The sequence below is a fragment of the Acidovorax sp. GW823-FHT02H02 genome (assembly GCF_058797075.1).
The window spans coordinates 26,209-49,694 of the sequence record NZ_JBXAJH010000019.1 but is presented as its reverse complement, the minus strand read 5'-3'; the positions used below and the strand labels follow the sequence as shown (position 1 = coordinate 49,694).

At 70.3% G+C, this 23,486-nt stretch carries 26 protein-coding genes; 2 read left to right on the top strand and 24 right to left on the bottom strand.

Features of this window, described 5'->3' with window-relative positions; translation table 11 throughout:
* Nucleotides 1-3 precede the first annotated feature (3 nt).
* From trbC to AC1RDS_RS17950, 17 genes are all read right to left on the bottom strand, one after another.
* Nucleotides 4-729 carry a type-F conjugative transfer system pilin assembly protein TrbC gene (gene trbC, locus AC1RDS_RS18030; RefSeq protein ID WP_242455308.1) on the bottom strand — a complete coding sequence of 242 codons (726 nt, stop codon included), beginning with the start codon at nt 727-729 and terminating at the stop codon, nt 4-6.
* A gap of 34 nt (nt 730-763) precedes the next feature.
* On the bottom strand, nt 764-1,783 hold the full coding sequence (locus tag AC1RDS_RS18025; protein WP_059400262.1) for a TraU family protein: 1,020 nt from the start codon (nt 1,781-1,783) through the stop codon (nt 764-766).
* Entirely contained in the window at nt 1,780-2,400 is a 621-nt protein-coding gene (gene traW, locus AC1RDS_RS18020) for a type-F conjugative transfer system protein TraW (protein ID WP_242455309.1), read from the bottom strand. Before traW ends, AC1RDS_RS18025 begins: the two co-directional genes overlap by 4 nt.
* Nucleotides 2,401-2,414: 14 nt before the next feature.
* Nucleotides 2,415-2,816: a hypothetical protein gene (locus AC1RDS_RS18015; RefSeq protein WP_059400264.1), complete on the bottom strand. Its 402-nt coding sequence runs from the start codon at nt 2,814-2,816 to the stop codon at nt 2,415-2,417.
* Nucleotides 2,817-2,827: 11 nt separating this feature from the next.
* Nucleotides 2,828-3,415: a conjugative transfer signal peptidase TraF gene (traF, locus tag AC1RDS_RS18010; protein WP_059400265.1), complete on the bottom strand. Its 588-nt coding sequence runs from the start codon at nt 3,413-3,415 to the stop codon at nt 2,828-2,830.
* The gene (locus AC1RDS_RS18005; RefSeq protein ID WP_059400266.1) at nt 3,412-3,765 is read right to left on the bottom strand and encodes a hypothetical protein; all 354 of its coding nucleotides are present in this window, start codon (nt 3,763-3,765) and stop codon (nt 3,412-3,414) included. The genes traF and AC1RDS_RS18005 overlap by 4 nt, the downstream gene beginning before the upstream one ends.
* Nucleotides 3,762-6,344, bottom strand: a complete 2,583-nt coding sequence (traC, locus tag AC1RDS_RS18000) for a type IV secretion system protein TraC (RefSeq protein WP_059400267.1) — start codon at nt 6,342-6,344, stop codon at nt 3,762-3,764. The genes AC1RDS_RS18005 and traC overlap by 4 nt, the downstream gene beginning before the upstream one ends.
* Nucleotides 6,345-6,351: 7 nt before the next feature.
* Entirely contained in the window at nt 6,352-7,023 is a 672-nt protein-coding gene (locus tag AC1RDS_RS17995; protein ID WP_059400268.1) for a TraV family lipoprotein, read from the bottom strand.
* Nucleotides 7,020-7,865 (bottom strand): DsbC family protein, encoded by an 846-nt coding sequence (locus AC1RDS_RS17990; protein WP_484653664.1) that lies wholly within the window; start codon nt 7,863-7,865, stop codon nt 7,020-7,022. Before AC1RDS_RS17990 ends, AC1RDS_RS17995 begins: the two co-directional genes overlap by 4 nt.
* Nucleotides 7,852-9,273: a TraB/VirB10 family protein gene (locus AC1RDS_RS17985; protein WP_059400270.1), complete on the bottom strand. Its 1,422-nt coding sequence runs from the start codon at nt 9,271-9,273 to the stop codon at nt 7,852-7,854. Before AC1RDS_RS17985 ends, AC1RDS_RS17990 begins: the two co-directional genes overlap by 14 nt.
* A complete protein-coding gene (locus AC1RDS_RS17980; protein WP_059400271.1) occupies nt 9,270-10,274 on the bottom strand; it encodes a type-F conjugative transfer system secretin TraK in 1,005 nt (334 codons plus the stop codon). Before AC1RDS_RS17980 ends, AC1RDS_RS17985 begins: the two co-directional genes overlap by 4 nt.
* Nucleotides 10,261-10,827, bottom strand: coding sequence for a type IV conjugative transfer system protein TraE (gene traE / locus AC1RDS_RS17975; protein WP_059400272.1), 567 nt, complete (start codon nt 10,825-10,827; stop codon nt 10,261-10,263). The genes AC1RDS_RS17980 and traE overlap by 14 nt, the downstream gene beginning before the upstream one ends.
* A gap of 13 nt (nt 10,828-10,840) precedes the next feature.
* Entirely contained in the window at nt 10,841-11,140 is a 300-nt protein-coding gene (gene traL / locus AC1RDS_RS17970) for a type IV conjugative transfer system protein TraL (protein ID WP_059400273.1), read from the bottom strand.
* Between the two features lie 30 nt (nt 11,141-11,170).
* Nucleotides 11,171-11,533 carry a hypothetical protein gene (locus tag AC1RDS_RS17965; RefSeq protein WP_059400274.1) on the bottom strand — a complete coding sequence of 121 codons (363 nt, stop codon included), beginning with the start codon at nt 11,531-11,533 and terminating at the stop codon, nt 11,171-11,173.
* Nucleotides 11,534-11,729: 196 nt separating this feature from the next.
* Nucleotides 11,730-12,521: an OmpA family protein gene (locus tag AC1RDS_RS17960; RefSeq protein ID WP_059400275.1), complete on the bottom strand. Its 792-nt coding sequence runs from the start codon at nt 12,519-12,521 to the stop codon at nt 11,730-11,732.
* A 26-nt stretch (nt 12,522-12,547) separates the two neighbouring features.
* Nucleotides 12,548-13,159, bottom strand: coding sequence for a lytic transglycosylase domain-containing protein (locus AC1RDS_RS17955; RefSeq protein ID WP_082136755.1), 612 nt, complete (start codon nt 13,157-13,159; stop codon nt 12,548-12,550).
* Between the two features lie 166 nt (nt 13,160-13,325).
* Nucleotides 13,326-13,835, bottom strand: a complete 510-nt coding sequence (locus AC1RDS_RS17950) for a hypothetical protein (protein WP_059400442.1) — start codon at nt 13,833-13,835, stop codon at nt 13,326-13,328.
* 241 nt (nt 13,836-14,076) lie between these two features.
* Between AC1RDS_RS17950 and AC1RDS_RS17945 the strand changes: the two genes are divergently transcribed.
* Nucleotides 14,077-14,427, top strand: a complete 351-nt coding sequence (locus tag AC1RDS_RS17945) for an H-NS histone family protein (protein WP_059400276.1) — start codon at nt 14,077-14,079, stop codon at nt 14,425-14,427.
* Between the two features lie 43 nt (nt 14,428-14,470).
* On the opposite strand, the gene AC1RDS_RS17940 is transcribed toward AC1RDS_RS17945, so the two are convergent.
* From AC1RDS_RS17940 to AC1RDS_RS17920, 5 genes are all read right to left on the bottom strand, one after another.
* A complete protein-coding gene (locus tag AC1RDS_RS17940; protein ID WP_059400277.1) occupies nt 14,471-15,094 on the bottom strand; it encodes an IncC plasmid conjugative DNA transfer DtrJ family protein in 624 nt (207 codons plus the stop codon).
* Nucleotides 15,091-16,989 carry a conjugative transfer system coupling protein TraD gene (gene traD / locus AC1RDS_RS17935; RefSeq protein WP_059400278.1) on the bottom strand — a complete coding sequence of 633 codons (1,899 nt, stop codon included), beginning with the start codon at nt 16,987-16,989 and terminating at the stop codon, nt 15,091-15,093. The genes AC1RDS_RS17940 and traD overlap by 4 nt, the downstream gene beginning before the upstream one ends.
* 1 nt (nt 16,990) lies before the next feature.
* Nucleotides 16,991-18,820, bottom strand: coding sequence for a MobH family relaxase (mobH, locus tag AC1RDS_RS17930; RefSeq protein WP_082136756.1), 1,830 nt, complete (start codon nt 18,818-18,820; stop codon nt 16,991-16,993).
* A 96-nt stretch (nt 18,821-18,916) separates the two neighbouring features.
* Nucleotides 18,917-19,564, bottom strand: coding sequence for a FlhC family transcriptional regulator (locus AC1RDS_RS17925; RefSeq protein ID WP_059400280.1), 648 nt, complete (start codon nt 19,562-19,564; stop codon nt 18,917-18,919).
* Nucleotides 19,565-19,571: 7 nt separating this feature from the next.
* A complete protein-coding gene (locus AC1RDS_RS17920) occupies nt 19,572-19,904 on the bottom strand; it encodes a hypothetical protein (RefSeq protein ID WP_059400281.1) in 333 nt (110 codons plus the stop codon).
* Between the two features lie 266 nt (nt 19,905-20,170).
* On the opposite strand from AC1RDS_RS17920, the gene AC1RDS_RS17915 reads away from it, so the two are divergent.
* Nucleotides 20,171-20,929 carry a S24 family peptidase gene (locus AC1RDS_RS17915; RefSeq protein WP_162015738.1) on the top strand — a complete coding sequence of 253 codons (759 nt, stop codon included), beginning with the start codon at nt 20,171-20,173 and terminating at the stop codon, nt 20,927-20,929.
* Between the two features lie 76 nt (nt 20,930-21,005).
* On the opposite strand, the gene AC1RDS_RS17910 is transcribed toward AC1RDS_RS17915, so the two are convergent.
* Together AC1RDS_RS17910 and AC1RDS_RS17905 are read right to left on the bottom strand one after the other, a co-directional pair.
* Nucleotides 21,006-22,067, bottom strand: a complete 1,062-nt coding sequence (locus AC1RDS_RS17910) for a DUF932 domain-containing protein (protein ID WP_059400283.1) — start codon at nt 22,065-22,067, stop codon at nt 21,006-21,008.
* A 312-nt stretch (nt 22,068-22,379) separates the two neighbouring features.
* Complete coding sequence (locus AC1RDS_RS17905) at nt 22,380-23,396, bottom strand: DUF7146 domain-containing protein (RefSeq protein ID WP_059400284.1); 1,017 nt, start codon at nt 23,394-23,396, stop codon at nt 22,380-22,382.
* Nucleotides 23,397-23,486: the final 90 nt, after the last annotated feature.

The window sequence follows — 23,486 nt, the reverse complement described above, 5'->3', positions numbered from 1 at the left end:
GCGCTACTCCTTCAGCCGCCGCAGAAAGCCCGCCGCGTCGCCCTGGAACGCCGGCGCAGCGCGCACCATGTGCTCCAGCGCATAGTCCAGGCTCACGTCGCCGGCCGCGCGCAGGAAGGCCTCGGGCGGCGCGCAGGTGCCGCTGGCGCACGAGACCGGGCGCGTGCCGTCGCGCACCAGCACGAAGCTGGGCACGCGCTCGATCGAGAACCGGTCGTAGGCCTGCGGGTCGATCTGCACCGCCACCTGGCGCGTGCCGATGAGCGGCTGCACCTGCGCCACGGTCTCGCGCAGCGACCCCTGTGCGAGTCCGCGCAGGATCACGGAGGCGCGCGCGCGCGCGGCCTGGTCGATCAGCCGCTGCAGCGCAGGGCGCGGCATGGACAGGCTCACGAAGACCATCAGCCCAGGCCCCTGCGCCAGCCCTTCCGCGGCCTGCATGGCGCCCGCCTGCGCGGCATAGCCCCGCGCCAGGGCCTCGAGGTCGATCGGCATGTTCGTCGCGGGCCGGGGCAGCGCATCGATGGCGGGGGCCGGCGCCGGGGGCGCCGCCTTCAGCTCCGCTTCTGCGGGCATGCGGTGCTTGCGCCGGGCCTGATCGATGTCCTGCTCGGTGACGGTGGGCTGCTCGCGGCGCACCCGCTCGAGGTCTGCATCGGTGATGGCGGGCGCGGCCGGACCCACGACTGGCCCGGCGGCAGGGGATGCCGCCGCGTGGACGGCGAGCACGAACGCCAGGACGAGCTTCCGCCCGCGGAGAAGGTCAGTAGCCCACACAGCAGTTCCTCTTGCGAAACAGGATGAAGGCGAAGTCCTCGCCCTGAACGGGGTACTCCTTGCCGGCGCCCCAGGTGACGGTCTGGCGCCCGAACGGCTGGCAGCACTTGCCGGCCTCCTTCGACGTGGCCGGGATCGGGTAGGTGAGCTGGGTCTTGTAGGCGGCCTTGTCCATGACCGGCAGGAAGTACGGCCCGCACAGGCCGGCCTGGCCGTGCCAGCCCCAGGCGATGAGTTCCCGGTGCATCTTGGCCGTCAGCCGCTGGGCCATCAGCGCCGCCGTGCGTACCCCGCCCATGTGGTACGGCACGTGGCCGTTCATCGGGTAGAGGCCGCCCTGGCAGCCCGCGCACCAGAACATCTCGCGGATGCCAAAGCCCATCGAGGCGGCGACGCAGTCGGCGGCGCAGGCCGCGACCGCCACGGGGTTGGCGAACAGCACCGCGTCGGGATTGATGATCAGCGTGAGCTCGTCGTCGGCCCAGAGCGGGTCGACCTCGGTGAGGTATGCAAGGTCGAAGCTGCCCTTCTCCAGGCAGGGGAAGTCGGTCACCACCTCGAGGTAGTAGAGGATGGGGTTCACGTAGAAGTGGGCCTGGTAGAACGATCCGCCGTCGCCGTCGCCCTCGGGACGCGTGAAGCGCGCGGCCTCCGGCGCGGGGATGCCCGGGTCGAGGTCGATGCCGCCCAGCGAGGCCAGGCAGAAGGGCTTGCGCACCGCCTCGACGTGGCGGGCCGGTTCCCAGAAGCCGATCGACAGGCCGATCACCGGGTTGACGCCGCAGGTGCACAGCGGGCTGCCTGGGTTGTCGATGTCCTCCTGCGAACCGAAGTCGCCGATGCGCGCGCCCCCGATGCTCAGGGGCAGGATGCAGCTCCAGCAGATGTCGGTGATCGGGTTGGGAAACCTGCCGGTGCAGGTGGTCGCGCCCGCGGCCGCGCAGCCTCCCGCCAGGAGGAGCCCGGCCAGCCAACGGAGCGTGTGGGTGAGCAGGCGCGGTTTCATCGCTCCACCTCCATCTCGTCGATGCGCAGCCGCTTGCCCTCCTGGGACACCAAGGCGGGCACCTGCGTGATCCCCAGGCGCCGCGTGAGCATCCCCTGCTGGTCGTAGTAGACCGGGACGCGCCAGGCCTTCATGAGATCGAGGTAGGAGCCTGCGGTCAGGATGGGCTTGACCTTGCCCTGGTAGTGGGCGACCAGCTGGTGCGCGCGACGCACTTGACGGGCGTCGCGCGCGTCGAAGAACAGCAGGTGGCGCGACAGGGAGACGATGTCCAGGGGATTGGCCTGCGTGCCGGCGGCGAAGAGAAGCTCGCCGTGCGCGCCCAGGATGTTGCGGTCGAGCGTGTAGGTGGGGTCGAAGTAGAAGGAGCGCGGAAACGCCGTGGTCCGCACGCCGGGGACCGGCACCGGGTTCCTCACCGTGTCGGTGCCGCGTGCCCGCGCCTCCTGCTCGACGCGCGCCAGCTCGCCCGAGCGCTCCTTCTCGCGCAGCCGTTCCTCGATCATGCGCAGCAGGTGCGGCTCGGTGATCCCGTACGTCGGCCCCAGCGCGCCGAGGTCCGTGGCGCGGGCGGTCGTGCCGCCACTGGCCAGCACGACGAGCAGGGCGGCCGACAAGCAGCCGCCGGGTCTCATCGCCCGGCTCCACGAGGGCAGGGGACCTGGGCCACCAGCCGGTCGCGCGCGGCCTTGTCCTGCAGCTGGGCAGCGCGCATCAGGCCCATGAGCGCCGGGTGTCCCTCGCCTTCGGAGATGGCCTGGCGCAGTTCTGCCGTGGTCGGCGCGCGGCCGCAGCGCAGTTGCACGGCCGCGATGTAGGTGCGTGCGCCCTGTTCGGCCGACGGAGCGATCTGCCGCAGCAGGCCGAGGTAGTCGGTGATCGGCATGTCGCCCTGGGCGGTGGCCACGGTGGATGCGCCGAGCGGACCGAACGCCGGGCTGGTTTGGGCGGGCGCGGCGCTTGCGGCCAAGCCCATCACGGCCAGCAGCGCGATCAGGTTGGCGCGATGGACAGTGTGGAATGCGGGAGGCATGGTCCGGTTCCTCAGAAGATCGGCATCACGACGCCTACCACCTGCTCGTCGCGCACCAGGCCACTCTCGGCGTAGCGCGAGTCGAAACTGTGGAGGCCGATGCCCTGCACGTAGTAGTGGCCCGGAGGAATGACCACCGGCGCGATGGGCGCGAGCGGGTGCCCGTCGTAGGCGTGGGTCTTGGCCCGGCCCACGGCCTCGCCGTTGACGAAGACCGTGCGGTCGGAGACCGTCACGATGTCGCCGGGCAGGCCCCGCACGCGCTTGAAGAACGGCTGGCCGCGCAGGCCCCGGTAGTGCGCCTGAGCCTCGCCCGCGAACGCGAACACAATCAGGTCGCCGCGCCGTATGGGCTGCTGGTGGAACTGCATGAGTGCCACGTGGTACGGCAGGCTCGGCGTCCAGTTGACGAGCAGGGGCACGCGCGGCGTCGGGTCCAAGAACAGGCGCACGTAGGCGAAACCCCAGACCGCGAACACCGGCAGGTAGAGGTACCAGCGCCGGCGCATGTGGCGCAGGAAGTCGATGAAGGATCGGGTGCGCTGGCGCCACCAGCCCGGCGCCAGTGCTGCGTCATCGGAGACGGTGTCCACGGTCATGGCTGTTCCACCTTCCGGCGCAATGCCGGCGTCAGGTCGCGGCTGTTCGGCGCTCCCGCGATCGCGCTCTTGATCACCACCAGGCAGCCGCATTCGCGAGGCAGCTCGTCCAGCGCCGCGGGCAGCCGCTGCGAGAAGCGGCGCGCGAGCGCGAGCGCCCTTTCGCGCTCGGCCTCTGTGCCGCCGCTGGTGAGCAACTGCGTGAATTCGGCTTCCTTCGTGCGGTAGACCTCGGAGAGATCCACCACGCCCACCACCAGGGCGGGGCGCAGCACCCAGCGGTCGTAGGCGGCGAGACCCGCGGCGAGCAGCAGCGCAGCGACCAGTGCATGCAGCAAAACGGCCTTCATAGCGCATGCCCCCGCTGGCGCAGCAGCTCGGTGATCGCCTCGTCGATCGACAGGCCCTGGGCGCGCAGTGCGTCGATGGGGGCGTTGTCCTCCAGCTTGTTCGAGAACAGAAGGTGCGTGGCCGGGTCCAGGATGTTGCGCGCCACCCCTTCGCCGACGGGCGAGGAGATGTAGACCTCCGAGAACGCGCCGGCCTCGGTGCGCAGCGAGTTGAGCAGGCGCTTCTTGGGCTCGTCCATCGACAGGCGGGCCTTGCGGTCCAGCATCTCGATCGATTCGGGCTTCTGGCGCAGCAGGAAGACCCAGTCCGAGCAGGCGAACGCCGCCTCCATCTGGGCCGACCCGTAGTAATCGTCGGCGCTCTGCGTGGCCGTGCCGAGGGCGCCGCCATACTTGCGCGCACGCCGGGCTGCCTCCTCGACCACAGCGGCCTTGATCGGGTCGTCGGCGCCGATGTCGCCCAACTGCTGCTTCAGCTCATCGATGAAGAGCACCTTGCGCCGGTTGCGCGTGAGGTACATCTCCCCCGTGATCTGGTGCAGCAGGAGGATGTTGACGACCGCGTGCAGGTCCGGGCGGCGCTTGAGTTCCTCATTCTCGATGACGATGAAATCGTTGCTGAAATCGACGTTGGCCCGGCCCTCGAAGAAGCGCTCGTACTGCCCACCCTTGGCATAGGGATTGAGCATGATGGCGAGATCCCGGATGCGCGGATCTCCCCGGACGCCCAGCTCCTCGATGGTCCCGGTCTTGAAGGCGTCGCGCAGGCCCGTGATCGTGAGGTCCCTGCCGTGCTCGCGCCAGAGCTTGAGGATCATGGCCGAGATGGCCTTGCGCTGGACCTCGTCCAGCGAATGCTGCATCGAGCACATCTTGCTGATGCCCGGCACCAGCATGTCGATGTCCTCGTTGATGTCGTGCACGATGGTGAACGGGTTCAGGCAGATGTCCACATCGGGCCGGAATTCGATGTACGTTCCCTTGGCCTTGCGGCAGAGCTTCTCGAAGCTGCGCCCGAGGTCCAGCATCCAGACCTTGGCGCCAATCGCGCGGTAGGACCACGCGAGCTCGTTCATCAGCACGGACTTGCCGCTGCCCGGCGCGCCGATGATCGCGAAGTTGTAGTTGCCGAGATCGTTGTCGAAGAGGTCCAGCGTCATGATCTGGCCGCGCCGGCCGCCGAACACCAGGGCCGGGGTGCGGGTGCCGCGCCATTCCGCGATCAACGGCGCCATGTGGATCGCGTTGGCCATGGTCTTGCGCGTGACGCGGCGCATCTTGGACAGGTCCTTGTGCATGCGCGGCGTCAGCGTCATGGGCAGGCTCGCGAGCAGGGCCTGGCGGTGCATGTAGGCGTCGGCGTTGAGCTGGAATCCGCGCGCGCGCCAGATCGCATTGGCTGCCTCGTGCGCCGAGGCGGCCTTGTCCGGCTGGGTGAAGATCGCGAGCTGGTGGTACAGGCTCACGAGATTGCCGCCGGTGTCCAGCGCATTGGCCGCCGCGGACCAGTCGTCGAGCTTCTTCCTCACATCCGGCATCACGTCGGCCATCCTGCTCTTGGCGTTCTGCGTGGCGCGCACGTGGTTCGCCGTGACCACCGACTTAGTGACGTTCGGATCGAGGATGTGCACCCCCAGCGTGATCAGGAACGGCGCGCTGTACTGCAGGGCCGGCTGCATCAGGTCACCAATGAGCGAACCCATCTGCCACAACGCGAACCGCTCGGGGAACGACTTGATGGAGTAGAAGCGCGCTTCCAGCATTTCCTCGCTCGTGCCCTTCCAGAACGTGATGCCCGACGGATGCGGATCCTGGACGGTGTCGAAGTCCACGATCTGGTCGCGGATCTCGCGCCCGTCGTCGTAATGCAGCCAGCGGTCGTCGTCGGCGTTCAGGTCCTCGGCGTCCGAATGGGCGATCCGGTCCGGGTTGGTGAACAGGGCGCACCAGTTGATCAGGTCGGCCGCGTCGCACACGCGGTTGGGCAGCATGGCCGAGCGCAGGGTCGCGGCCATCGAGTCGCGCAGCGTCAGCAGCGCGTCGCGGCGGTTGAGGTCCGCGGCGCTGCCCGGGAAGGACACGCTCAGCATGAGCCGGAAGTCCCGCAAGGTGTAGTGGAAGCCTGCGGTGAGCGAGGCCTTCGTGCCGCGCAGCAGGTGCTGCACGCGCTGGCGCGCGAGCCTGCGGAACAGGTTCTCGTTGGGCACCGGCCGGCCAAAGGGCCGCGCCTTCTCGGCCTGGTCCTCGTCCTCGATACGCAGGTTGGTGTACTGGCGCAGCTGCTGGCGGATGTGCGGCGAGGCGAACAGGTGGAACTGCAGGCCGGTGCCGGGCGGGCAGTTGGCGTACAGCGAGACCAGCACCTCGGACATGCGCTCGTCGGCGCCCGACTGCGGCATCACCTCGAGAAGGAAGCCCATCCCTTCGCGATTGACGAAGATCTTCTCCTCGGCCAGGTAGGCGGAATAGGGCAGCCAGCTCGCGAACTGCTCGGCCGGGATGTCGGCCGGCATCCCGAAGGGAAACAGGGGGGCGGCGTGGCGTTCGCCGTGACGTGCTTCGGTGGAAGGCAGGCGCATGGCGGCCTCACTGCGGTCGTGGCCCCGTGCCGGCCGGCGGTGGGCGCAGCAGCGGGAAGGAATTGAACGGCGCGGGGCGTTGCAGCGCGCTCTCTGCGGCGCCCGCCGGCCCGGCCTCCGCGGGTATCGGCCCGGCACCCGGCTCGGTGGTGCCGGAGGGGGTTGCGGGCACGGCGGGCGGGGGGCGCAGCGGCGCGTACTGGTCGCGGATGCGCTGGCGCACGTGGTCGATCTGCCAGCGACCGGCATCGACCTGGACGTAGACGAAGCCCTGGTCCCAGAGGTCGCCGTCCGCATCCTCCCACGGCTTGGTCCACAGCCGCAGCACCCGCGCCTCGGATCGCAGCGCCATGCCGGGCACGCCGCCGGCGGCGTCGATCGCGGGCGCGGCGGCCGCGAATGGTTGGCGGGGCGGTGCGGCGGCGGCCGGGACAGCGTCAGGAGCCCTGGCCTTGGCGCGGGAGGTGGACGGCTCGCCCGGCGCGGTGGCGGAGGCCCGCTGGCTCGGCAGGTTCTCGTGCAGGGCGTTGACGTAGGTTCCCGACACCGACTCGCAGGCCACCCCATCGGGGGCCGCGCAGGCGTACTTGGATCCGCCACTAAGCCCCGACATGTTGACGCACCCGGCCAGGGGGATCAGCGCGGCGAACGCACCGAGGTGCAGCGGCCGGGTCCTCATGGCCGTGCGCCCGCCGTGCCGGACTTCGTACCGGCCACCTTCGCGGCCTCCGCGAACCTGGCCTCCAGCGCGGTGCGCCCGATGTAGCCGTCCGTGCGGATGCCGTCGGCCCAGATCAGCGTCGGCGTACCCTGCACGCCCAGGCGGCGGGCCAGCTCGAGGTTGCGCCCGATGGGGTGGTCGCAGTGCGCGTCGGACCGCAGCAGGCTGGCGTCCGCCTGCAGCATCCACTGGCGCCAGGCGCGCTCGCGGTCGGCGGCGCACCAGATCGCGATCGGACGGGCCTCGCCCTGGAAGGGCAGGAGAAAGGTGTAGACCGTGACGTCGTCGATGCTGGCGAGCTCGGGCTCGAGCTGCTTGCAATAGATGCAGTTGGGATCGCTGAAGACCGCGACCTTGCGCCCCCCGTTCCCGTGCACCGTCCGGATCGCGTCGGCCAGCGGCAGCTGCTCCAGGGAGACGGTTGCCACCGTTCGAGACACCGGCTCGGACGGCCCGCCCGGGCCGGTGCTGCGCTGCGCGATCCGCGGGCCCGTGATGTCGCGCATGTCTTGCGTGTCGAAGAGGCGGCCGAAGACGAAGAAGCGCGGGTTGGCCGCCGGCACATAGGCGACGTTGCCGTTCATCCAGACCTCGTAGAGCCCTTCGACGTCGGTACGCGACACCTCGGTGAACTGCGTGCCGGGGTGCGCCTTGCGCAGCGCAGCGAGGAGCCGGGCCTCCTCGGGCGTCGCGGCGTTGCCGGCCGGCAGGGCGGCGAGCAGCGCCGCACACAGTGCGGCCTCAAAAAGCAATGCGGCGGTGCGCGAGCGGCGCAGGCGCACGGGTTCAGTAGTTGCCATCATCGGTGGCCTCCAGGTAGCGGGTTTCGGGGGAGGGGGAGGGGCCGGCGGTGGGCCCGGCCATGGCGGTCATCGGCACGTCGATGCGCACGCCCTTGGTGATCACCACGTCGATCTGGCGGCCGGCGTCCACCTCGATGACGGGGAAGGTGTTCTCGGCCAGCTTGATGTAGTACTGGGCGAGGCGGTCCAGCGCCTTGCCCACGCCCTGGCCCAGTCCAGCGCGGTAGGCGTCCGCGTTGCTGTCGGCGCTGGCGATCGTCCCCAGGGCCGAGGTGCTGTAGGTGGTGTTGGCGGTGGACAGTCCCTGGCCGATGCCGCTGACCACACCTGCCAGCAGGGCGTTGGCGAGCATCTGCCCTTGCTTGGTCACGAGGCGGCCGCGCATGCCGACCTTGCCGTCCTCGCCGTAGACGCTGCCCTGGATGCGCACCTCCAGCGTCGCGCCGTCGGCGCGCACGCAGGACAGGTTCTCGGTGCGCAGGTACGCGCGCTCGGAGCTGATGTCGCCGTAGCCGGCGGCGACCACGAAGCACTCGCGGTACTCGCCACGGAACCGGTTGGGAAGCACCGAGTTGTCCGAGAGACGGATCAGCACGGGATGCGGGTTGCTCTGCGACTGTCCGCCCGTGGGTGCGTCCAGGCCTCCGAGCAGGATTCCCCGCGTGAAGCTCACGGGCAGGAAGGTCGAGACGGTCTTCTGCGTGCTGGAGGACGCGCCTGGCGCGCCGTCTCGGGCAGCCTGTCCATCCCCGCTGCCGGTGGCCACCGCGCGGGACCGGTCCACCAGAGTGACGCGCGAGATGGTCGGCGTGGGAGGCACGGGAGGCGTGGGCGGCTGCAGGCTGGGCGCGCCGGCGGGCATCGCGCCTGCCCCCGCAGCCGACGGCGCCGGGGGCGGCGGCAGGCTCGCAGCAGGCGGCATGGCGACCGGGCTCGCCGGCGCGGGCGGCGGTGGCGGCGGCGCGGGTGGCGCAGGAGGGGGCGCGGCCGGGGGCTGCTGGTTCGCGGTCAGGCGCTTCTCCAACTCCGCGAAGCGCTGCATCGTCCGCCCCTCGAAGGCCTGGCGCTCCTTGTTGAGCCGGTTCTGCTCGTCGCGCTCGGTCTCGTACTGCGCGAGCTTGCGGCCCGCGGTGCCGACCCACTGGTCGAGCGGGTTGACCTGCGCGCCCGGCGGCAGCACGCCGATGTTGGTGACGTCGCCTGGCTGCACCTGGGGAGCGCTGCCGCCGCGCGGCTGCGGCCCCGGCCCGGCGAAGCTGAAGATCAGCCAGAGCAGTCCGATGCCGGCCGCGAGGATTGCGCCCAGCAGGGCGTACTGCCGCTGGCGCGGCGAGAAGCGGTCCATCAGTCCGCGCACGGCGTAGCCGGGCGGGCGGCCGCCCGGGGGCATGGAGGGCGCGTTCATCGTTCGCCTCCCCGCCGGATCACGTAGACGCTGGTGCTCTCGCCCGGCCGCAGGCTGTGGTGCTCGATCGCCACGCCGACGGTCTCGCCGCCGGCGCGGCTGTCGGGGCGGTCGAATTCCTGCTCGGCCAGCACCATCGGCGCCGCGCTGACGTTCTGGAGCAGGTACTTCTCGCCGGTCAGGCCCCGGCCCTCGTACTGGCGCAGCAGCGTGAGGCGTGCCTCGGCCCAGAGCTGGACCGGGCGGGAGCGCTCCTCGACCCGGACGTCCGGCGGCACGCGGTCGGACGCCATGGCCACCAGCAGCGCCTTCATCGCGCGCACGTGGCTGGGCGCGGGGCCCGAGGGGGCGGCCTCGGCGGCGGCCGGGCGCAGCGCGCGCGGCGTCTTGTCGCGGATGACGATGGTGTCTGCGGGCGTGTCCGAGCGGCGCAGCAGCAAGGTGTAGGTGGCGGAGGCCGAGGCCACGAAGAGGTTGATCGGCTGGGCCGCATCGCCGACCGGGCGGATGTAGATTTCGCCCTTGTCGCGATCGCACTCGACGATGACCTCCCCGGCCGGATTGACCGCGGGCGATGAGAACGCACCCGCGGGGGAGAGTCCGGGCGTGGCGGAGGGCGAGCCGGGCGAGGCTGGCGGTGCGGAAGCGGGCATCGGCGGGCCGCCGCAATGGCTGGAATGGATGTTGCCGAACACGTCGGTGATCGGCGTGCCCTCGATGCGGATGCGCGTGGGCTCCTTCAACGACACGATGGCCTCGGCGGCGACGCCGTCGCTCGCCTCGACGACCTGCAGCGCATGGGCATGCAGCCCGAAGGACAGGGCCGTGACGAGGAGGATCCGCCGCGCGGCGGGAGGCAGTCGCTTCCAGCGCTCGCGTGTCGGCGGCAAGGGCACGCGTGCTGGCGCGGTTGCGGCGCGCGCGGCCGGGCCTGCGCCGCCGACGGCGCGGCGGGCCACGGGCAGGCGCAGTGGCGTGCGCGCGGTGTCACTTGACCGCATAGGGCACCTCCTTGAATCCGATGACGTGCATGCGAGCGCCGGCATGACCGAAGTCGATGCGGTAGGCCTTGAGTTCGTTGGCGGTCTCGTAGCCGTTCACGAGGGTGCGCAGGCGTCCGCGCACGACCAGCGACTGCGCTTCCTCGCTGGCCACGAGCTGCTGCGGCGCGAATGCCGTCGCGGCGTTGATGCGCTTGAGGCGCTCCGCCTCGACTTCCTGGCGCGCCTTGAGCGCGCCGTATTGCGCCGGGTCGACGTAGCCGAGCAGGATGTCCTTCTTCCAGTCGATGGAGCTGGGGGTGACGTCCAGGATCAGCCAGGCGACGAAGCTGCCCATCTGCTCGAGGTACTCGCTCGATGCCTGGTCGGCCGTGACCCAGAAGGTCTTGCTCAGCGACGGTGGAACGACCACGGTGCGCACCGTCCCCAGGAGCTGGAGGATGACGATGAGCGCGACGAACAAGCCCGCGGCCAGCGCGCCCACGGCCAGGCCCAGTCCCCGGTTGCGCCGGCGTAGCTCCTTGAGGTCGCCGCTGAGTCGCTCGAAGTCCATGGTGCGCCTCGGCTCAGCCGACCATCCGGCGGAGATGGGACGGCGGCGTCACGCGCATCGACGTCGCCGGGTTGGTCGGCAGGTGCCAGTAGAGCCAGTGGAGGGCGAACGCGGGGTGCTTGTCCGCCTTGAGGCGCGATATCCAGCGCGAGATGGCGAACCCGGCGGCCATGCAGACCGCGAACGCCACCTTGCTCGACGACAGGTAGCCGACGAAGAACATGAACACGATGGGCGCGGCGACGTCCACGTCCCAGAAGCCCAGCTTCCAGCTGTCGTCGAGACGCCGCGGGATGTAGGTGTCCGCTTGCATGGGGGCCTCCGGAATCGGGTGCGCCGGGGCTCAGACGACCGCGCCCATGATCGCGCCGGCGATCACCAAGCCGACCGCCGCGAAAATGGCCAGGCCGACATAAAAAAGGACGGGGCCGAAGTTGCGCAGCGCCGACAGCGAGATCAGCGCGACCACGAAGCCGACGAAGCCCACGAGCGCCTTGATGCCGGGGCCGAGTTCCGCGATCTGCGTCAATGCGCTGGTGAGCGGCCCGGTGATGCCCGTGAAGGCCACCAGGTCGAGTGCATGGCTCGGGAACGCGAGCGCCAGTCCCGCGATGGCGAGCGCCAGCAGACAGACGAAGGCGATCAGCTTGCGCGCGGACGAGCGCCGGGCGGCCGGTGCGGGGGCGGAGAGGATGGCGATGCTCATGAAGAACTCCTTTGGAAATGAAGGACTGAGGGACGGGACGGCCGGATGGCGGGCCGGAGGCGCTCGGGCCGCCGGTAGCTGCCGGAGGTGGAGCCGCTGCGGCGCGGCGCGGTGGAGCCCGCGGGCTCTTCGGGTGGATCCGGGCGAAGGCCGCCGGGGGCCGGCAGCGTCCGGATGGCGTCCGTAGGGCGCGTCCTCATGGGGCGTCCTCCGGATCGGATGCCGAGAGCGTGATCTCGACGCGCCGGTTCGCGAAGCGGCCTTGCGCGGTGTCGTTGCTCGCGGCGTAGCAGCACGCTCCGGCGGCCTCGATGTCCACGGCCGCCGGCCAGCGCGGGAGGCGGTGGCGCAGGTGGTCGCGCACTGCGCGGGCGCGCGCCATTGCCAGCGCGTCGTTCACGGCCTGGGGTCCGGCGCTGTCGGTTCTGCCGACGATGCGAAGCCGGTGCAGCGCTCCGGCCTCCGAGGCCTGGCCGGCAGCGGTGTCCAACTGCGCCCTGGCCGCCTCGTTCAGCCGTGCGTCGCCGAACGGGAAACGCACGGTCACGGCGATGTCGCCGCGCCGCTGCGGCCTGGCTGCGCCTTCGGGCTCATCCGGTCTGTCGGGAGATGCGGGGGACGGCTGCGGCGTGGCCGGGACCGCGGTGCCGGCCTCGTGACCCTTCGATGCGGGAGCTTGCTGCGCGGAAGCTTTGCGCGGCGTCTCCGGCGAGGCGAGGGGCGCAAGCGATGCCGGCCTCGGGCCTTGCTCGGCATCGTGTTGCCGTGCGGGAGCAGCCTGCGCAAGGGTCTTGGGCGTGACGCGGGGGCACGCGTCGTCGCTGCACAGCACGAACGGTGCGAAGCGGGCTGTGTCCATCCGGGGGCCGCTTTCCGCCTGCGCGATGCGCAGCGCACCCGTGTGCGGTGCGGCCGCGGCCGGCGCCGCCGCCGAGGGGGCTGCCGGCGGACGCAGCAGGGCGCAGGCGCAGAGCGCGAGTGCGCCCATGCAGCCGGCGATCCAGGTCCCGCACCTCATGGCGCCACCCTCGGGCTGATCCGCACGTGGTAGCGCACGGAGGCCGCCGGGCGGGCCGCCGCTGCGACCGCCGTGCCTGTGCCCGTGCGCGTGCCGCCAGCGGCGGGACCGCGGGACGGGGACGATTGCGCAGCGACGGCGGCAGCCGGCATGGCGGCCGGTGTCTGCGGCAGCCGGCGGTAGACCTTCCACGCATACTCCGAACGGGCCCGGGCGCATGCCTCGCCCTTGAGTTGCGAGCACGCGGCGTTGTAGGCGCCTACCGCGTTCCACGTGACGCCGTGGCGCGCGAACGCATCGGCGAGCAGCCAGGCGCCGACCTGCAGGTTGGTGCAGGGGTCGTACAGATGCGCCTCGGTGATCCCATGGCGCGCGAGCTTCGGGAGGTGCGAGCTGTTGATCTGCATCAGCCCGATGTCCCGCGTGCCGGTGCGTGCCTGGTGCGTGTTGTTGACCGCGCGCGGATTGAGCCCGGACTCGACGCGGGCCACGGCATAGAGAAGGTGGGCGGAGATGCCGTAGCGTTGCGCCGCGACGTCCCAGCACGCGCTCGCCGTGCCCGGCGCGGCGTGCAGCAAGAGTGCGGCGATGAACGGTAGAGATCGCATGACTTGTCCCATGGATGGCGGTCCGCGCCCCGGGAACCGGAGGCGGAGGCGCGACCGGCGGGGCCGGGCAAGGTCGGATGCGGGTGGTCAGGATGCGGCGGTGCAGCCTGGCGGAGGGTCGGGCCGGCGGCGGGTCGCGCAGCCGGTCGGGGTCGGTGGCGCGGGGTCAGCGCTCTGCGTGTGCGGCGTGGGCCGAGGCCCCGCTCGCGCGCTCGGCCATGTTCAACCGGGCCTGGCGCAGAAGTCGGGCGCCGCTTTCATCGATGCGGCGTGCCTGCGCGACGCAGGCGGTGGTGAGCTGGTCGAGCTGGAAGTTCGGGTTCGGATGGCGGTTCGCCGGTGAGCGCTGCAGCTCGCGCAACTGCTCGTACTGCGCGCGCCACATCGATTCGCGCCGGCGCGCCGTGGTGGGAGGACGCAGGACCAGCTGGGTGCCCAGGAACCGGAAGACCTCCTGCTGGTCTGCCGAATTGGCCAGGCTCAACGAGACGGCGGCGCTGATCAGATCGGGGAAGCGGAAGGTGGGGCAGACGTTCGCCGCACTCTTGAGGATGCTGTACAGCCACGCGTATTCCTCGAGCCACAGCCTCGCCTCGACTATGGTGTCGGCGGGCGCCTGCGGGTTGGCAGGGCGGTGCTGGATCGGTTCGTCGCGCGATGACAGGGCATGGTCCATCTCGATCTCCTGAGCGTTGGCGCGGTCCTGGGACCGCGGCCGCATCGAACACAACTCGGTGCCATGAGCGTACGGGCGGCGGTCCATGCTGTCGCCCTGGAATGCGATGGATATGGGGGGGATTTCGGCGACAGCTCTCGGCAAGCGCGCTCGGACGTTGCCTTGGCGCCGCGCCAGCCCTGGGCTTGCGCGAGAGAGCCGCTAGCATTGGCACATCACAACCTGACTGGGAACGCTCTACATGGCCAAGAACGCTGCACGCACCTATGCCGACATCACCAAAGAGATCGAGTTGCTCCAGAAGGAAGCGCAGGACCTGCGCAAGAAGGAGGTCGCGGAGGTCGTGGCGCGCATCAATGAAGCGATAGCGCACTATGGCCTGCGCCCCAGCGATCTCAAGTTCGGTGGGCAACGCCCGAACGTCAAGGCCCAGGTCGCCGGCACCGCGAAGAAGGCGCCGGACAAGCGCAAGGCGCTGGCAGCGAAATACCGGGACGACAAGGGCAATGCCTGGACCGGCCGCGGGCCGCGTCCGCGCTGGCTGCGCGATGCCCTGGAGCAGGGCAAGGTGCTGGAGGACTTCGCGGTCTGAGGCCTGGAGGAACGGTGCTGGACTTCGGCTGCGCATCCGCCGGTCATGACCGGCGGTGGAAGTGCGCGATCGCGCGGGTGGCCAGGGCGCACACCAGAACGGGCGCTGCGGCCCAGGCGGCCGGATGCAGCGTCCAGGGCCAGACCATCGCCAGCACGCTCGCGCACAGCGTGAAGATCGCGGCGCTCACGCACAGGGCGAACATCTCCGGGTCGTGCTGCCGGAACTCCCTGGACTTGACGGCGCGCTCGAGGAAGGCGTCGGTGGCCAGCGCCAACGCGAGGAGCCAGTACTTGGGCAGCCACTCCAGCAGCATCGCGAGGCGGTAGGAGGCCAGAACGAGCAGCGCGTCGATGGAGCGGAAGTAAGGGTTGTTGAACAGCCGCTGGTTCACCCGCGCCATCTCCCGCCCGACGGCCTGGTCCACGCCCGTGTGCGCGGGGGCGCTTGACGCGGCGGGAACCGGCGAGGCGGCGGCGGCATCGGCCTGCAGCTCCATCATCCTGTCCAGCATGCGCTCGGCCGTGTCGGCTCCCCAGAAGTCGCTGTTTTGCTGATGCTCCTGGCGTAGCTGCTGCATGAAGCGCTCGGGCGGCTGTGCTGAGGGCAGGTACAGGACCAGCAGCAACAGTGCCGTCAGCGAGGCGATGGTGACGACGCGGATCATGATGGCCGTGCGCTACCGCGCCCGTGGTCGGGGTCGATGATCTGGAAGCGCCCCTTGATGCGCCTGCCGCCGGAGACGGATGCGAAGTAGTGCAGATTGGGCAGCTTGCCCAGGATGTCCGCCGGCACGGCTTCTTCCTGGGTCTCGGTGATCTGCGTCGAGTAGGACGACGAGAAGTCGCCGAGGTGTGCGTCGGCACCGTGGTTGAGGCCGACACGAACGGTATGGATGGCCGTGCGGCCGAAGGTCTCGACCACGAACTCCTGGGTCGGGCCGTCCTTGGTGCGCAGCGCGATCAGATTGTTGAGGTTGCCGAGCACCATGCGCGCCGCGTCCTCGCTCCCGAGGCGCCGCGCCAGGTCCGCCAGCGTCTGCATCGCGCAGGTGGTGTAGATGCCTCCCTCGGCGCCCTTGTTGAGAATCTCGATCAGGGGGAGGTTGATCACGTTGGAGACTTCGTCCACGAACAGCGAGATGCGCCGGTAGGCGCCCAGGTTGTAGCGCATGCCGGCGCGCGCGGCGAGGTCCGCGAGCGCGAGCGCTCCGATCGCCGACGCCACGGAGGGATCGGGCAGCGAGTCCACGCACATGTACAGCACGTGGCCCGCCTGCTCGATCTTCTCGAGGTTCATGATGGGGCGCGTGTCGTCGGCATCGAAGGGATCGGGCGAGAGGGTCTTGCCGAGGTCGCCCGAGGTGAGCATGGACAGCACCGGCAGCAGGTTGGCCGTGATCTTCTGGTAGTGCTCGCGGTCGTGCCTGAAGGTCCGCACCTGCGCGTCGATGGTCTTCGTGCGCTGCGCCTCCGGGACATGGTGCTCGTAGTACGAGACAAGCCCGAGCAGTTCGTTGCTCGATGCCTCGGAGGGACGGCGGATGTTCCCGCGCTGCGCGTCGTGCAGCAGCTTCTTCATCTCGGGCACTTCGCGCCAGCCGGGCCCCAGCATGGCGGCATAGTGCCGGCGCAGCGTTGCCTCCAGGATCGGCTCGATGCCGCCCTCGATGTAGCGCGTGAGCTTGAGCAGGTTGGGGCGCTCCTCCAACTCCACGAGGCCCTGGACGACCACGTTCACTGCGTCCCAGCCGAAGGCGCTGAAGGCACCGGCCGTGTCCGGCGGCATGATGGACTGGATGCGGGAGGCGACCTCGCTGGGCTTTTGCCAGTTGAAGGTGAAGTCGATGCGAATCCCCGTCTCGGGGAAGGCGGGATGGAATTCCAGGAAGGTGTCGGGCTCGCGATAGCGCTCGCAGGCCCATTTGACGACGCGCTTGAGGCGGTGGCTGTTCTTGGGGTCGATGACGATGACGACATCGCCGCGCCGCACCGCCTGGGTGATGAGGTTGGCGAGCGCGACGCCTTTGCCGGCCTGCGTCGTCCCGACGAGCAGGGTGCCCCCCTCCATGTTCTGCAGTGGCCGGTACAGCGGCCGCTCCTGCGGCTCGACGCCGTGGATGTACGGCAGGCCGATCTCGGCGTCCGGCTGGGGATCGACGCGGTATCCCAGCAGCTTCAGCAGGGCGGGCGGGACCAGATAGTCCCGGTAGTCGATCTTCGCGAGTTCGTACAGGCGTTGGGAATGGACAGGCTGCCACTCGAAGCCCTGGCCGATGTAGACGCTGTCGGGTCCTGCGAGCAGCCTTTCCAGCTGGGCGGGGACGATGACTTCCATCGCGTGGCCGGAAAGGGAAGCACGGACGACGAGCACGCGCAGGGCCTGCGCCGTTCTGGCAAGCGCGGCGAGAAGGCAGGCGATCGCCATCGGCGCCGCCAGCAGCCATGGCAGCGCCCGTACCGCGGCCTCGAACAGGGTCACGGCGAACGCCAGGTACCACGCCAGGCACGCATAGCCCTCGTAGGCGCGCCGCCAGGGCATCTCGTAGCGGCGTACGAGCATCTCAGCGATTCCCGCTGCCTGCGTCCGCCGCGGGCTCCATTCCCGAGACGAAGGGCGGCGCGATGGTCAGGCCCAGGCATGCCTCGCCGCCGAACACCCAGGTCGAGGTGGGCGCCGGTCCGTCGCCGCCGCCCGCCAGCATGCGTGCTTCGCGCAGCGCGCGCAGCGCCAGCGACGGCTCGACATGTCGGCGTTCGAATTCCGCGAGCGCCACGAACAGGCCGGCGGGCGTCGCTGCGGCCATCGGAGCGGCGCTGCCGGTGTTCAGGGCGTCGACGATGTCGACGAGGGCCGCGCGCACGTGCGGAGCCAGGCGCATCGGGGCGTGCAAGGCCAGGGAGGGCGCGACGGGAGGGTCCGCTTGCGCCGCGGAGGAGGCGTCGCTCGCAGATGCGCCCTGGACGGTCGACTGGGGGCCCCCGGTGTCCGCCGCCCGTTCGCCGGTCTCGGGCGCTGGCGTCCCTGGGCCTGCGGCGCCGAGGGCGCTGACCGGCAACTCGAGCTGGTGCGGCTCGGCCCTTGGAGACGCCGCGGGTAGCGGGCCGGGCGCGCGGGAATGCGCGGGCGTGGGCGTGGGCGTGGGCGCGGCACTGCCCTCCGGGGCGGCCCCGAGCTCGGCGGCGAGCGCGTCTGCCAGCGGTTCGGGCCTGGGTTCGAGGCCGGCCAGCACGGCAGCGGCCGCGGCGAGCTTGACCGCTTCCAGCGGTGTCTTGGCGCCGGGGGGCGCGATCGTCCAGAGCGGCTTGCCGTCGGCGCGCGTTTCGAAGACGCCTGCGCCGAGCAGCACCTCCAGCATCGTCTCGGGCGCCTTCGGGACGCCTGGCAGTTGGTCGGCTTCGAGCAGCTTGCGGACGTCAGCGGCCGCGTTCGGCCAGACGAGGAACAGCCCGTCGCGGCCGTACCAGACGCGGGAACGCTCGCTGTTCGGCAGCCAGGCGGGATGGGTCGCAACGAGGCGGCGCAGCGCATCCACGAGATAGCGCTCCAGGTGCGATCCGAGCTGGGGCTTGCCGTAGCGGTCGGCGCTGGCCTTGAGGAACCGGTCGATGACCAGGGCCGCGGAGCGGCGGACCAGCTCGGCCAGGATGTTGTGCTCGCGGTACAGCGGCATCCCCGACAGGCTTGCCATCATGTGCGGGACCACCACCGTGTTGCCCTGGGCCAGATGCTGCAGCGTCTCCACCGGCACGATCTGGGGCAGGACGAACAGCGAGAGGCCGGGGCTGTCGGGGGCGTTCGGGATCCACTTGAGGTAGTAGCGCGTCACGGCATGCTGCGACAGCCACGGGTGCAGGCCGAGCAGATAGGGCTGCCACTCGCTGCCCGCGTGGTCGGTCACGATCACCTGGCCCAGCGTGCGGTGGACTTCAGCGCACAGGCCTGCGATGAACGTGGCCAGGCGCCAGCGCGGCTCCAGGTGCCGGCGCGTCGTGATCGTGGCCCGGCCCGAGAAGATGTGTGCGTCCGTTCCCTGGAGCGCGAAGAAGGCCGTTTCCAGTCCCACTTGCAGAAGGCCGCCCGGCACATTGAAGTAGTTGGCGGGCGTGGCTGGCAGTAGGTGCACGAACGCCGCATAGCGGCGCACGAGCGGCAGCACATCGCGCTCGAAGGTCGGGCGATCGGTGCCGTAGCAGATCTTGATGCGCGACAGCAGATTCGCGTGCGCCGCCAGCAGTTCGTCGAGTCCAAGCGCCGGGAAGCCCGGATCCACCGCGGGGTAGGCGAAGGCGGCTGGCGCCTGCGGTGGCACGGCTGCGGGACTCTCCGGCGCGGCATCGCCGGGCTGCCCCGCAGGGGCTTCTCTTGGTGGAAATGCGTCGACGGGCTGCATGGCCGGTCCTCCGTCCGTGTGCGTGTCCTTCCTCTGTACGGGGGTGGTGCCGGCAACCGGCGAGGTGGGCGCGCGGGCGGATCCGCCGCGGCAGGGTCAGTCGCGCGAGGTGTGCAGCCGTGCGTTCGGAGCGAGGCGCCACTGCAGGCAGGCCGGGTCCGGCAGCGGTGGCGTGGGAAAGCTCATCTGCACCCGCGGGTCGCGGGGAAAGCGGACCATCAGCTTGCAGAAGGGGCAGTTGCCGGCCGCGTGCGCGGCGGCGCCCGCCTCGGCAAGGTGTTCGCTGCCGCAGACGGCACAGGTGACCAGGGAGAAGCAGACCTCCTTGGCATTCCAGATGCCGTCGAGGTGCCGCGCCAGGTCGAAAGCCCGATCGAAGCTGAGCCGGGGCGTGCGCCGGCAGATGCCGCGATAGTGGCGGTACGCGCCCAGCAACGCCTGGGCCGGGTCGAAGTCGAGGCCGCGCAGGCGCCGGTAGAGGCTTGCGAAGACCGATGCCTCCGTGCGGTCCAGCAGCGTGCCGCCGTGGTACCACTCCGGCGTCTCGGGCGAGCGCCCGCGCGGCGGCACGCAGTGGTCGGCATGGAGCAGGCGCAGGATCTGGCGCTGGTGGAGTCCGCTCACGATCTCGATCGTGCGCAGGCGCGCGCCGAGCTGCGCGCATTCCCTGGCGAGCCCGAGCCGCTGGAGCTGGCGCTCCGCGTGGCGTACCGGAGCGGTCGGCAAGGGGGGCGGCGGCACCATGTCGCAGTCACATGCAGGGCGCCTGCTCGGCGGCCGCCACCGGAGCAGCGGGCAGGATCGGCGCAGGCGGATGGACGGCGCAGAGGGCGCCGGCGAGTGGCAGGGGCGAGCGCAGAAGGGTGAACAGGTCGGCGCGCGGAGCGAACAGGGTCTCGTTGCCAACGTTGGCCACGATGGCGAGAATCTGTGTGCTGGACAGTGAGGCGAGGTATCGGGCGTCGGGCTCGCGCAGTCCAAACAGCCCGCAGGCCAGGGTGGGGTCGCGGCTGATGCTGTCGCGCATCGTCAGCAAGAGCGTGAGGTTGGAAAGCTGGACCTCCGAGAGATCGATGGCGACCATGGGTACCTCCTCCTTGGTGTGCCCCCTGGGGGCGAGGTGACGTGCCGTGCTCGGCGCCGATTGGCTGCAGGCAGGTTCGCGCCAGGTTCCGCCTGCATGCGCGTGCAGGCAGGTTAGAGCTTATGCTCTGAAGTGTGATTTTTTCAATAGAAATTGCTCTAAATTGTTTCGACAGGTACCGATGTGGCCTGGAAACCGGCAGATTCGGGGTGGCGGCGGACGATGGAGCGGTTGACGGTCACGAAATCGTGGCAAAGCTGGGTGGCATGGCAAAGAGCGAAATGAACAAGACATCGAGGACCAAATCCCGGGAACTGGAAGTGCAGGCAGCGGATGGGCGCGCCGACGAGGACGCGGCGCTGTCCGTCAGCCTGAAGGCCCGGCTGCTAGAGCGCCTGCGCGATGCCCGGATCCCGGAAGGGCACAAGCAGGCCGTGCACCTGGCGGAGATCACCGGCCGGGCCTACCAGACCACGCGCCGCTGGATCGACTGCACGGCGCCGGGATTGCCGGACCTCGCCTCTTTCAAGCTGCTGTGCACGGGCATGGACGGCGACCCCTCGTGGCTGTTGGGGCTGCTGGGCGAGAAGCGGTCCCTGCGCCAGGCCCTGGCCCCGACGGAACCCGCCGCCGCGCCGGACGGCGAGCCGGAGGAGTGGGTGCAGGATGTGGCGAGCGAGGTGCGCGACCAGATGTATGGCTGCTGCGCCAGGCGGATGCACGGCGACGATATGGAGCCGGACATCGCAGATGGCGACACGCTGTTCGTCGATTTCGCGGTCACCGAGTTCCGCGGCAACGGGAACTATCTGATCGCCTGCGACGGGCGCGAACTCGTGCGCACGCTCGAATACCGGCCGGGCACGGGCCTGGTGCTGGGCTGTGCCAACACCCGGTATCCGGAGACGGTCATCAAGGACGCCGCCGAAAGCACCCGGCGTCAGCTCAAGGTGCTCGGACGGGTCGAGGGCGTCATCCAGGTCCGCAAGTTCTGGAGGGGCTCGGCGCGGCAGGCGCCGCGCTGACCGCACACCGCCGACTGCGGCGAGGGGCCCCATCCCCGGGGCCGGGGATGGGGCCATGCCCGTGCGCCGCTGCGGTTCAGCTTGCTGCGGCGAGGCCTTCCCACTCGCGGGCCGGCAGCTCGATGAGCTTGCCCCCCAGTTCCTCGAACACGGTGGCCCGGTCGTAGTCCGGGATCTCCTGGCTGAAGTGCGTCACGGCATTCACCAGCCCGTAGCCGGAGAGCTCGCCGCCGCTGACCAGATGGCGCAGCACGCCGGCGCGCTCCCCATCGCTGAGCTCGTAGCGGTTGGCCAGCACCTGCACGCTCTTTGCGGGGTCGCCGCGCAGCTGGATGCCCTGGGTCCGTTGCATCTTGCGGGCCGCTTCCAGGAAGGTCGTTTCGGCCACCACGTCCTGGATGACGTCGCGCACCTTGAGGAAGAACGCCCGGTCGTCTGCGAGGAGCGTGTCTTCCTTGTAGACCTGGACGGCATTGTCCTCCGCGCCCAGTGCCCGCCCGATGTGGGTCTTGCGCAGCGCGCGCTCGGGAACGATCAGCCCGTTGCTGCACAGGACGCGGTACAGCAGCGGCTGCACCGACAGCGTGCCGTGCCCGACCTCGGAGTTGGTGATCGCGATGCCCGCCTGCACGATGTCGCCGGGTGCCATCGTGTAGGCCAGCGGCGGAACCACGACCTTGATGTACATCCTCGTGGGCGTGAGCTCCATCGACTCGAAGCGCACGTCGGGCAGGCCGCCCAGGATCGGGATCACCGCGTTGGCCAGGTCGTAGTTGTCCAACCGCCGGTAGCGGTCGGACAGGAAGGCGCGGGCCTGGCCATCCAGGGTTCGCACCATCTTGTGTCCTTCGTCGCACTGCAGCCAGGTGTTGACGTTGCGATCCAGCAGGTCCTGCTGCTCCGTGCGCATGCGCTCGAAGTACGCATAGGGAATGTTCAGCTTGCCGGCCAGTTGGCGGCGCGCGAGCTCGGTGACGGCGAAGCGGCCGCCATCGGGATGGTCGATGACCAGGCGCGTCTCGCCCTGTCCGTCGGTCTCGTGCCGCATCGCCGACGGGGGCAGCACCAGGTCCTTCTTGGTCTCGAGCTGGCGCGTCAGTTCGCGAGCAAGCTCCTCGAGGGTTCGTCCATTGCGCATTTGAATCTCCAAAGACAAATGCGGGGACGCGCCTCCCCTCGGGGAACGGTCCCCGCGGGGTGGTGAACGAAGCGGCGTTCGCCGCTTCACGGTGCGCGCGACGGATGCCGCGTGCCAACTCCAGGGCTGCCTTCGCCGCGCGATGCGCGGCTTGGTCTGGCAGCTACCAGCGGAGCGATGCTCCGGGAGATGCTCCAATGCCTTGTCGCTGACCTCGCCTGTGGCGAAAGTCACCGAGAAGGCGGGTCCGACCTCCGGTCGGACCCGTCCGGGATGGCCCGGGAAGGCGGCGCCTTCGCCGGGACCCCGCCGTCACGCGGCGCGTCTCATCTTTTGCACGATGGACCACCAGACCTCGGCCCAGTCGGCGCCCGGCTTGCGCGGGATGTGGACCTCGACCTCGCGCGCGGGGCCGTGCCGTGCCTCCTTGCGCAGGCGGCGCGCCAGGAAGTAGGAACTGGCCTCCCCGTCGAAGTCGGCGTCAGCGTCGTTGTCGCCGAAGATCAGCACCCGCCGCACGGTGTCCGGCAGCCAGATCCTCTCCAGGTTGCCCGCGCTCAGGCCGGGCCAGACCGGGATGTCCTTGAGCAGGTGCACCGCGATCGCGTTCTCGATGCCCTCGGTGAGGCCGAGCACCTCCGTGGGCTCGAACAGGCGGATGGCCGCGCCGTTGATGCCCGCGGTCAGGACCTTCTTGGCATCGGGCAGGGCCGCCTTGCGCCCGCCGCTCAGGTAGGTGCGGTGCAGCGACACCAGCTGGCCGTCCGGCCCGTCGATGCGCGCGAGCATCGCGGCGTACTCGGCCACGCGGCGGGTCTTGCCGTCGGCACCGCGCTCGTAGTAGCCCAGGCGCGGGTGGTAGCGCAGCGCGCTCGGATAGACGTCCATCCCGAGCCCGCGGCCGCAGAGATAGCGGTCCACCTCGTCGCCCCGCCGGATCTGCAGGCCTTCGTCCCAGATGCGGCGCGCGAGCAGCAGCATGCGCTCGGCGCCGGCCGGCTGCGCGTGGGACGCGGTCGCGGCGGGCAGGCCGCCGACGCACTCGTTGACCTTCTTGAGCGTGGTGACGAAGTCCCAGCCTTTGAGAGCCTGCAGCAGCTTGAAGCCACCGCCCGGCCCGCAAGAATCCCGGTTGCGGCAGTGGTAGTTGCCTTCGCCGTATCGGTCCGTGTACTGGAACCGGTCCGTGCCGCCGCACAGGGGGCACGGCAGGTTCTTGTGCTTGAGGATGCGCTCGTCCACGCCCAGGCAGCGCAGGATCTCGTCCCAGCGGCCGTGGGCGCGTGCCTTGACGTCCTCGATGCGCAGCTCGTATTCCGTCTCCGTCATGGCGACGTCCTGTGCGTTCCGGGCGGCCGCGCGCGTGCGGGCTGCCCAAGTGGTTCTATGCGATGCATGTTTTTCCTCCAATGGATGTGG

Bases quoted from the DNA above. Each gene is read 5' to 3' on its own strand.
- AC1RDS_RS17990 (WP_484653664.1), bottom strand. From the start codon at position 7,865: ATGGCAACTACTGAACCCGTGCGCCTGCGCCGCTCGCGCACCGCCGCA.
- AC1RDS_RS17965 (WP_059400274.1), bottom strand. From the start codon at position 11,533: ATGAGCATCGCCATCCTCTCCGCCCCCGCACCGGCCGCCCGGCGCTCG.
- AC1RDS_RS17915 (WP_162015738.1), top strand. From the start codon at position 20,171: ATGGCAAAGAGCGAAATGAACAAGACATCGAGGACCAAATCCCGGGAA.
- traC (WP_059400267.1), bottom strand. From the start codon at position 6,344: ATGCGCCTGCCTTCCACCGAAGCACGTCACGGCGAACGCCACGCCGCC.
- mobH (WP_082136756.1), bottom strand. From the start codon at position 18,820: ATGCAGCCCGTCGACGCATTTCCACCAAGAGAAGCCCCTGCGGGGCAG.
- AC1RDS_RS17910 (WP_059400283.1), bottom strand. From the start codon at position 22,067: ATGCGCAATGGACGAACCCTCGAGGAGCTTGCTCGCGAACTGACGCGC.
- AC1RDS_RS17980 (WP_059400271.1), bottom strand. From the start codon at position 10,274: ATGCGGTCAAGTGACACCGCGCGCACGCCACTGCGCCTGCCCGTGGCC.
- AC1RDS_RS17995 (WP_059400268.1), bottom strand. From the start codon at position 7,023: ATGAGGACCCGGCCGCTGCACCTCGGTGCGTTCGCCGCGCTGATCCCC.
- traE (WP_059400272.1), bottom strand. From the start codon at position 10,827: ATGGACTTCGAGCGACTCAGCGGCGACCTCAAGGAGCTACGCCGGCGC.
- AC1RDS_RS17950 (WP_059400442.1), bottom strand. From the start codon at position 13,835: ATGGACCATGCCCTGTCATCGCGCGACGAACCGATCCAGCACCGCCCT.
- AC1RDS_RS17905 (WP_059400284.1), bottom strand. From the start codon at position 23,396: ATGACGGAGACGGAATACGAGCTGCGCATCGAGGACGTCAAGGCACGC.
- AC1RDS_RS18005 (WP_059400266.1), bottom strand. From the start codon at position 3,765: ATGAAGGCCGTTTTGCTGCATGCACTGGTCGCTGCGCTGCTGCTCGCC.
- AC1RDS_RS17955 (WP_082136755.1), bottom strand. From the start codon at position 13,159: ATGCGATCTCTACCGTTCATCGCCGCACTCTTGCTGCACGCCGCGCCG.
- AC1RDS_RS17920 (WP_059400281.1), bottom strand. From the start codon at position 19,904: ATGGTCGCCATCGATCTCTCGGAGGTCCAGCTTTCCAACCTCACGCTC.
- AC1RDS_RS18025 (WP_059400262.1), bottom strand. From the start codon at position 1,783: ATGAAACCGCGCCTGCTCACCCACACGCTCCGTTGGCTGGCCGGGCTC.
- traF (WP_059400265.1), bottom strand. From the start codon at position 3,415: ATGACCGTGGACACCGTCTCCGATGACGCAGCACTGGCGCCGGGCTGG.
- traL (WP_059400273.1), bottom strand. From the start codon at position 11,140: ATGCAAGCGGACACCTACATCCCGCGGCGTCTCGACGACAGCTGGAAG.
- AC1RDS_RS17945 (WP_059400276.1), top strand. From the start codon at position 14,077: ATGGCCAAGAACGCTGCACGCACCTATGCCGACATCACCAAAGAGATC.
- AC1RDS_RS17925 (WP_059400280.1), bottom strand. From the start codon at position 19,564: ATGGTGCCGCCGCCCCCCTTGCCGACCGCTCCGGTACGCCACGCGGAG.
- traD (WP_059400278.1), bottom strand. From the start codon at position 16,989: ATGCTCGTACGCCGCTACGAGATGCCCTGGCGGCGCGCCTACGAGGGC.
- AC1RDS_RS18015 (WP_059400264.1), bottom strand. From the start codon at position 2,816: ATGCCTCCCGCATTCCACACTGTCCATCGCGCCAACCTGATCGCGCTG.
- AC1RDS_RS17940 (WP_059400277.1), bottom strand. From the start codon at position 15,094: ATGATCCGCGTCGTCACCATCGCCTCGCTGACGGCACTGTTGCTGCTG.
- AC1RDS_RS17960 (WP_059400275.1), bottom strand. From the start codon at position 12,521: ATGGGCGCACTCGCGCTCTGCGCCTGCGCCCTGCTGCGTCCGCCGGCA.
- AC1RDS_RS17985 (WP_059400270.1), bottom strand. From the start codon at position 9,273: ATGAACGCGCCCTCCATGCCCCCGGGCGGCCGCCCGCCCGGCTACGCC.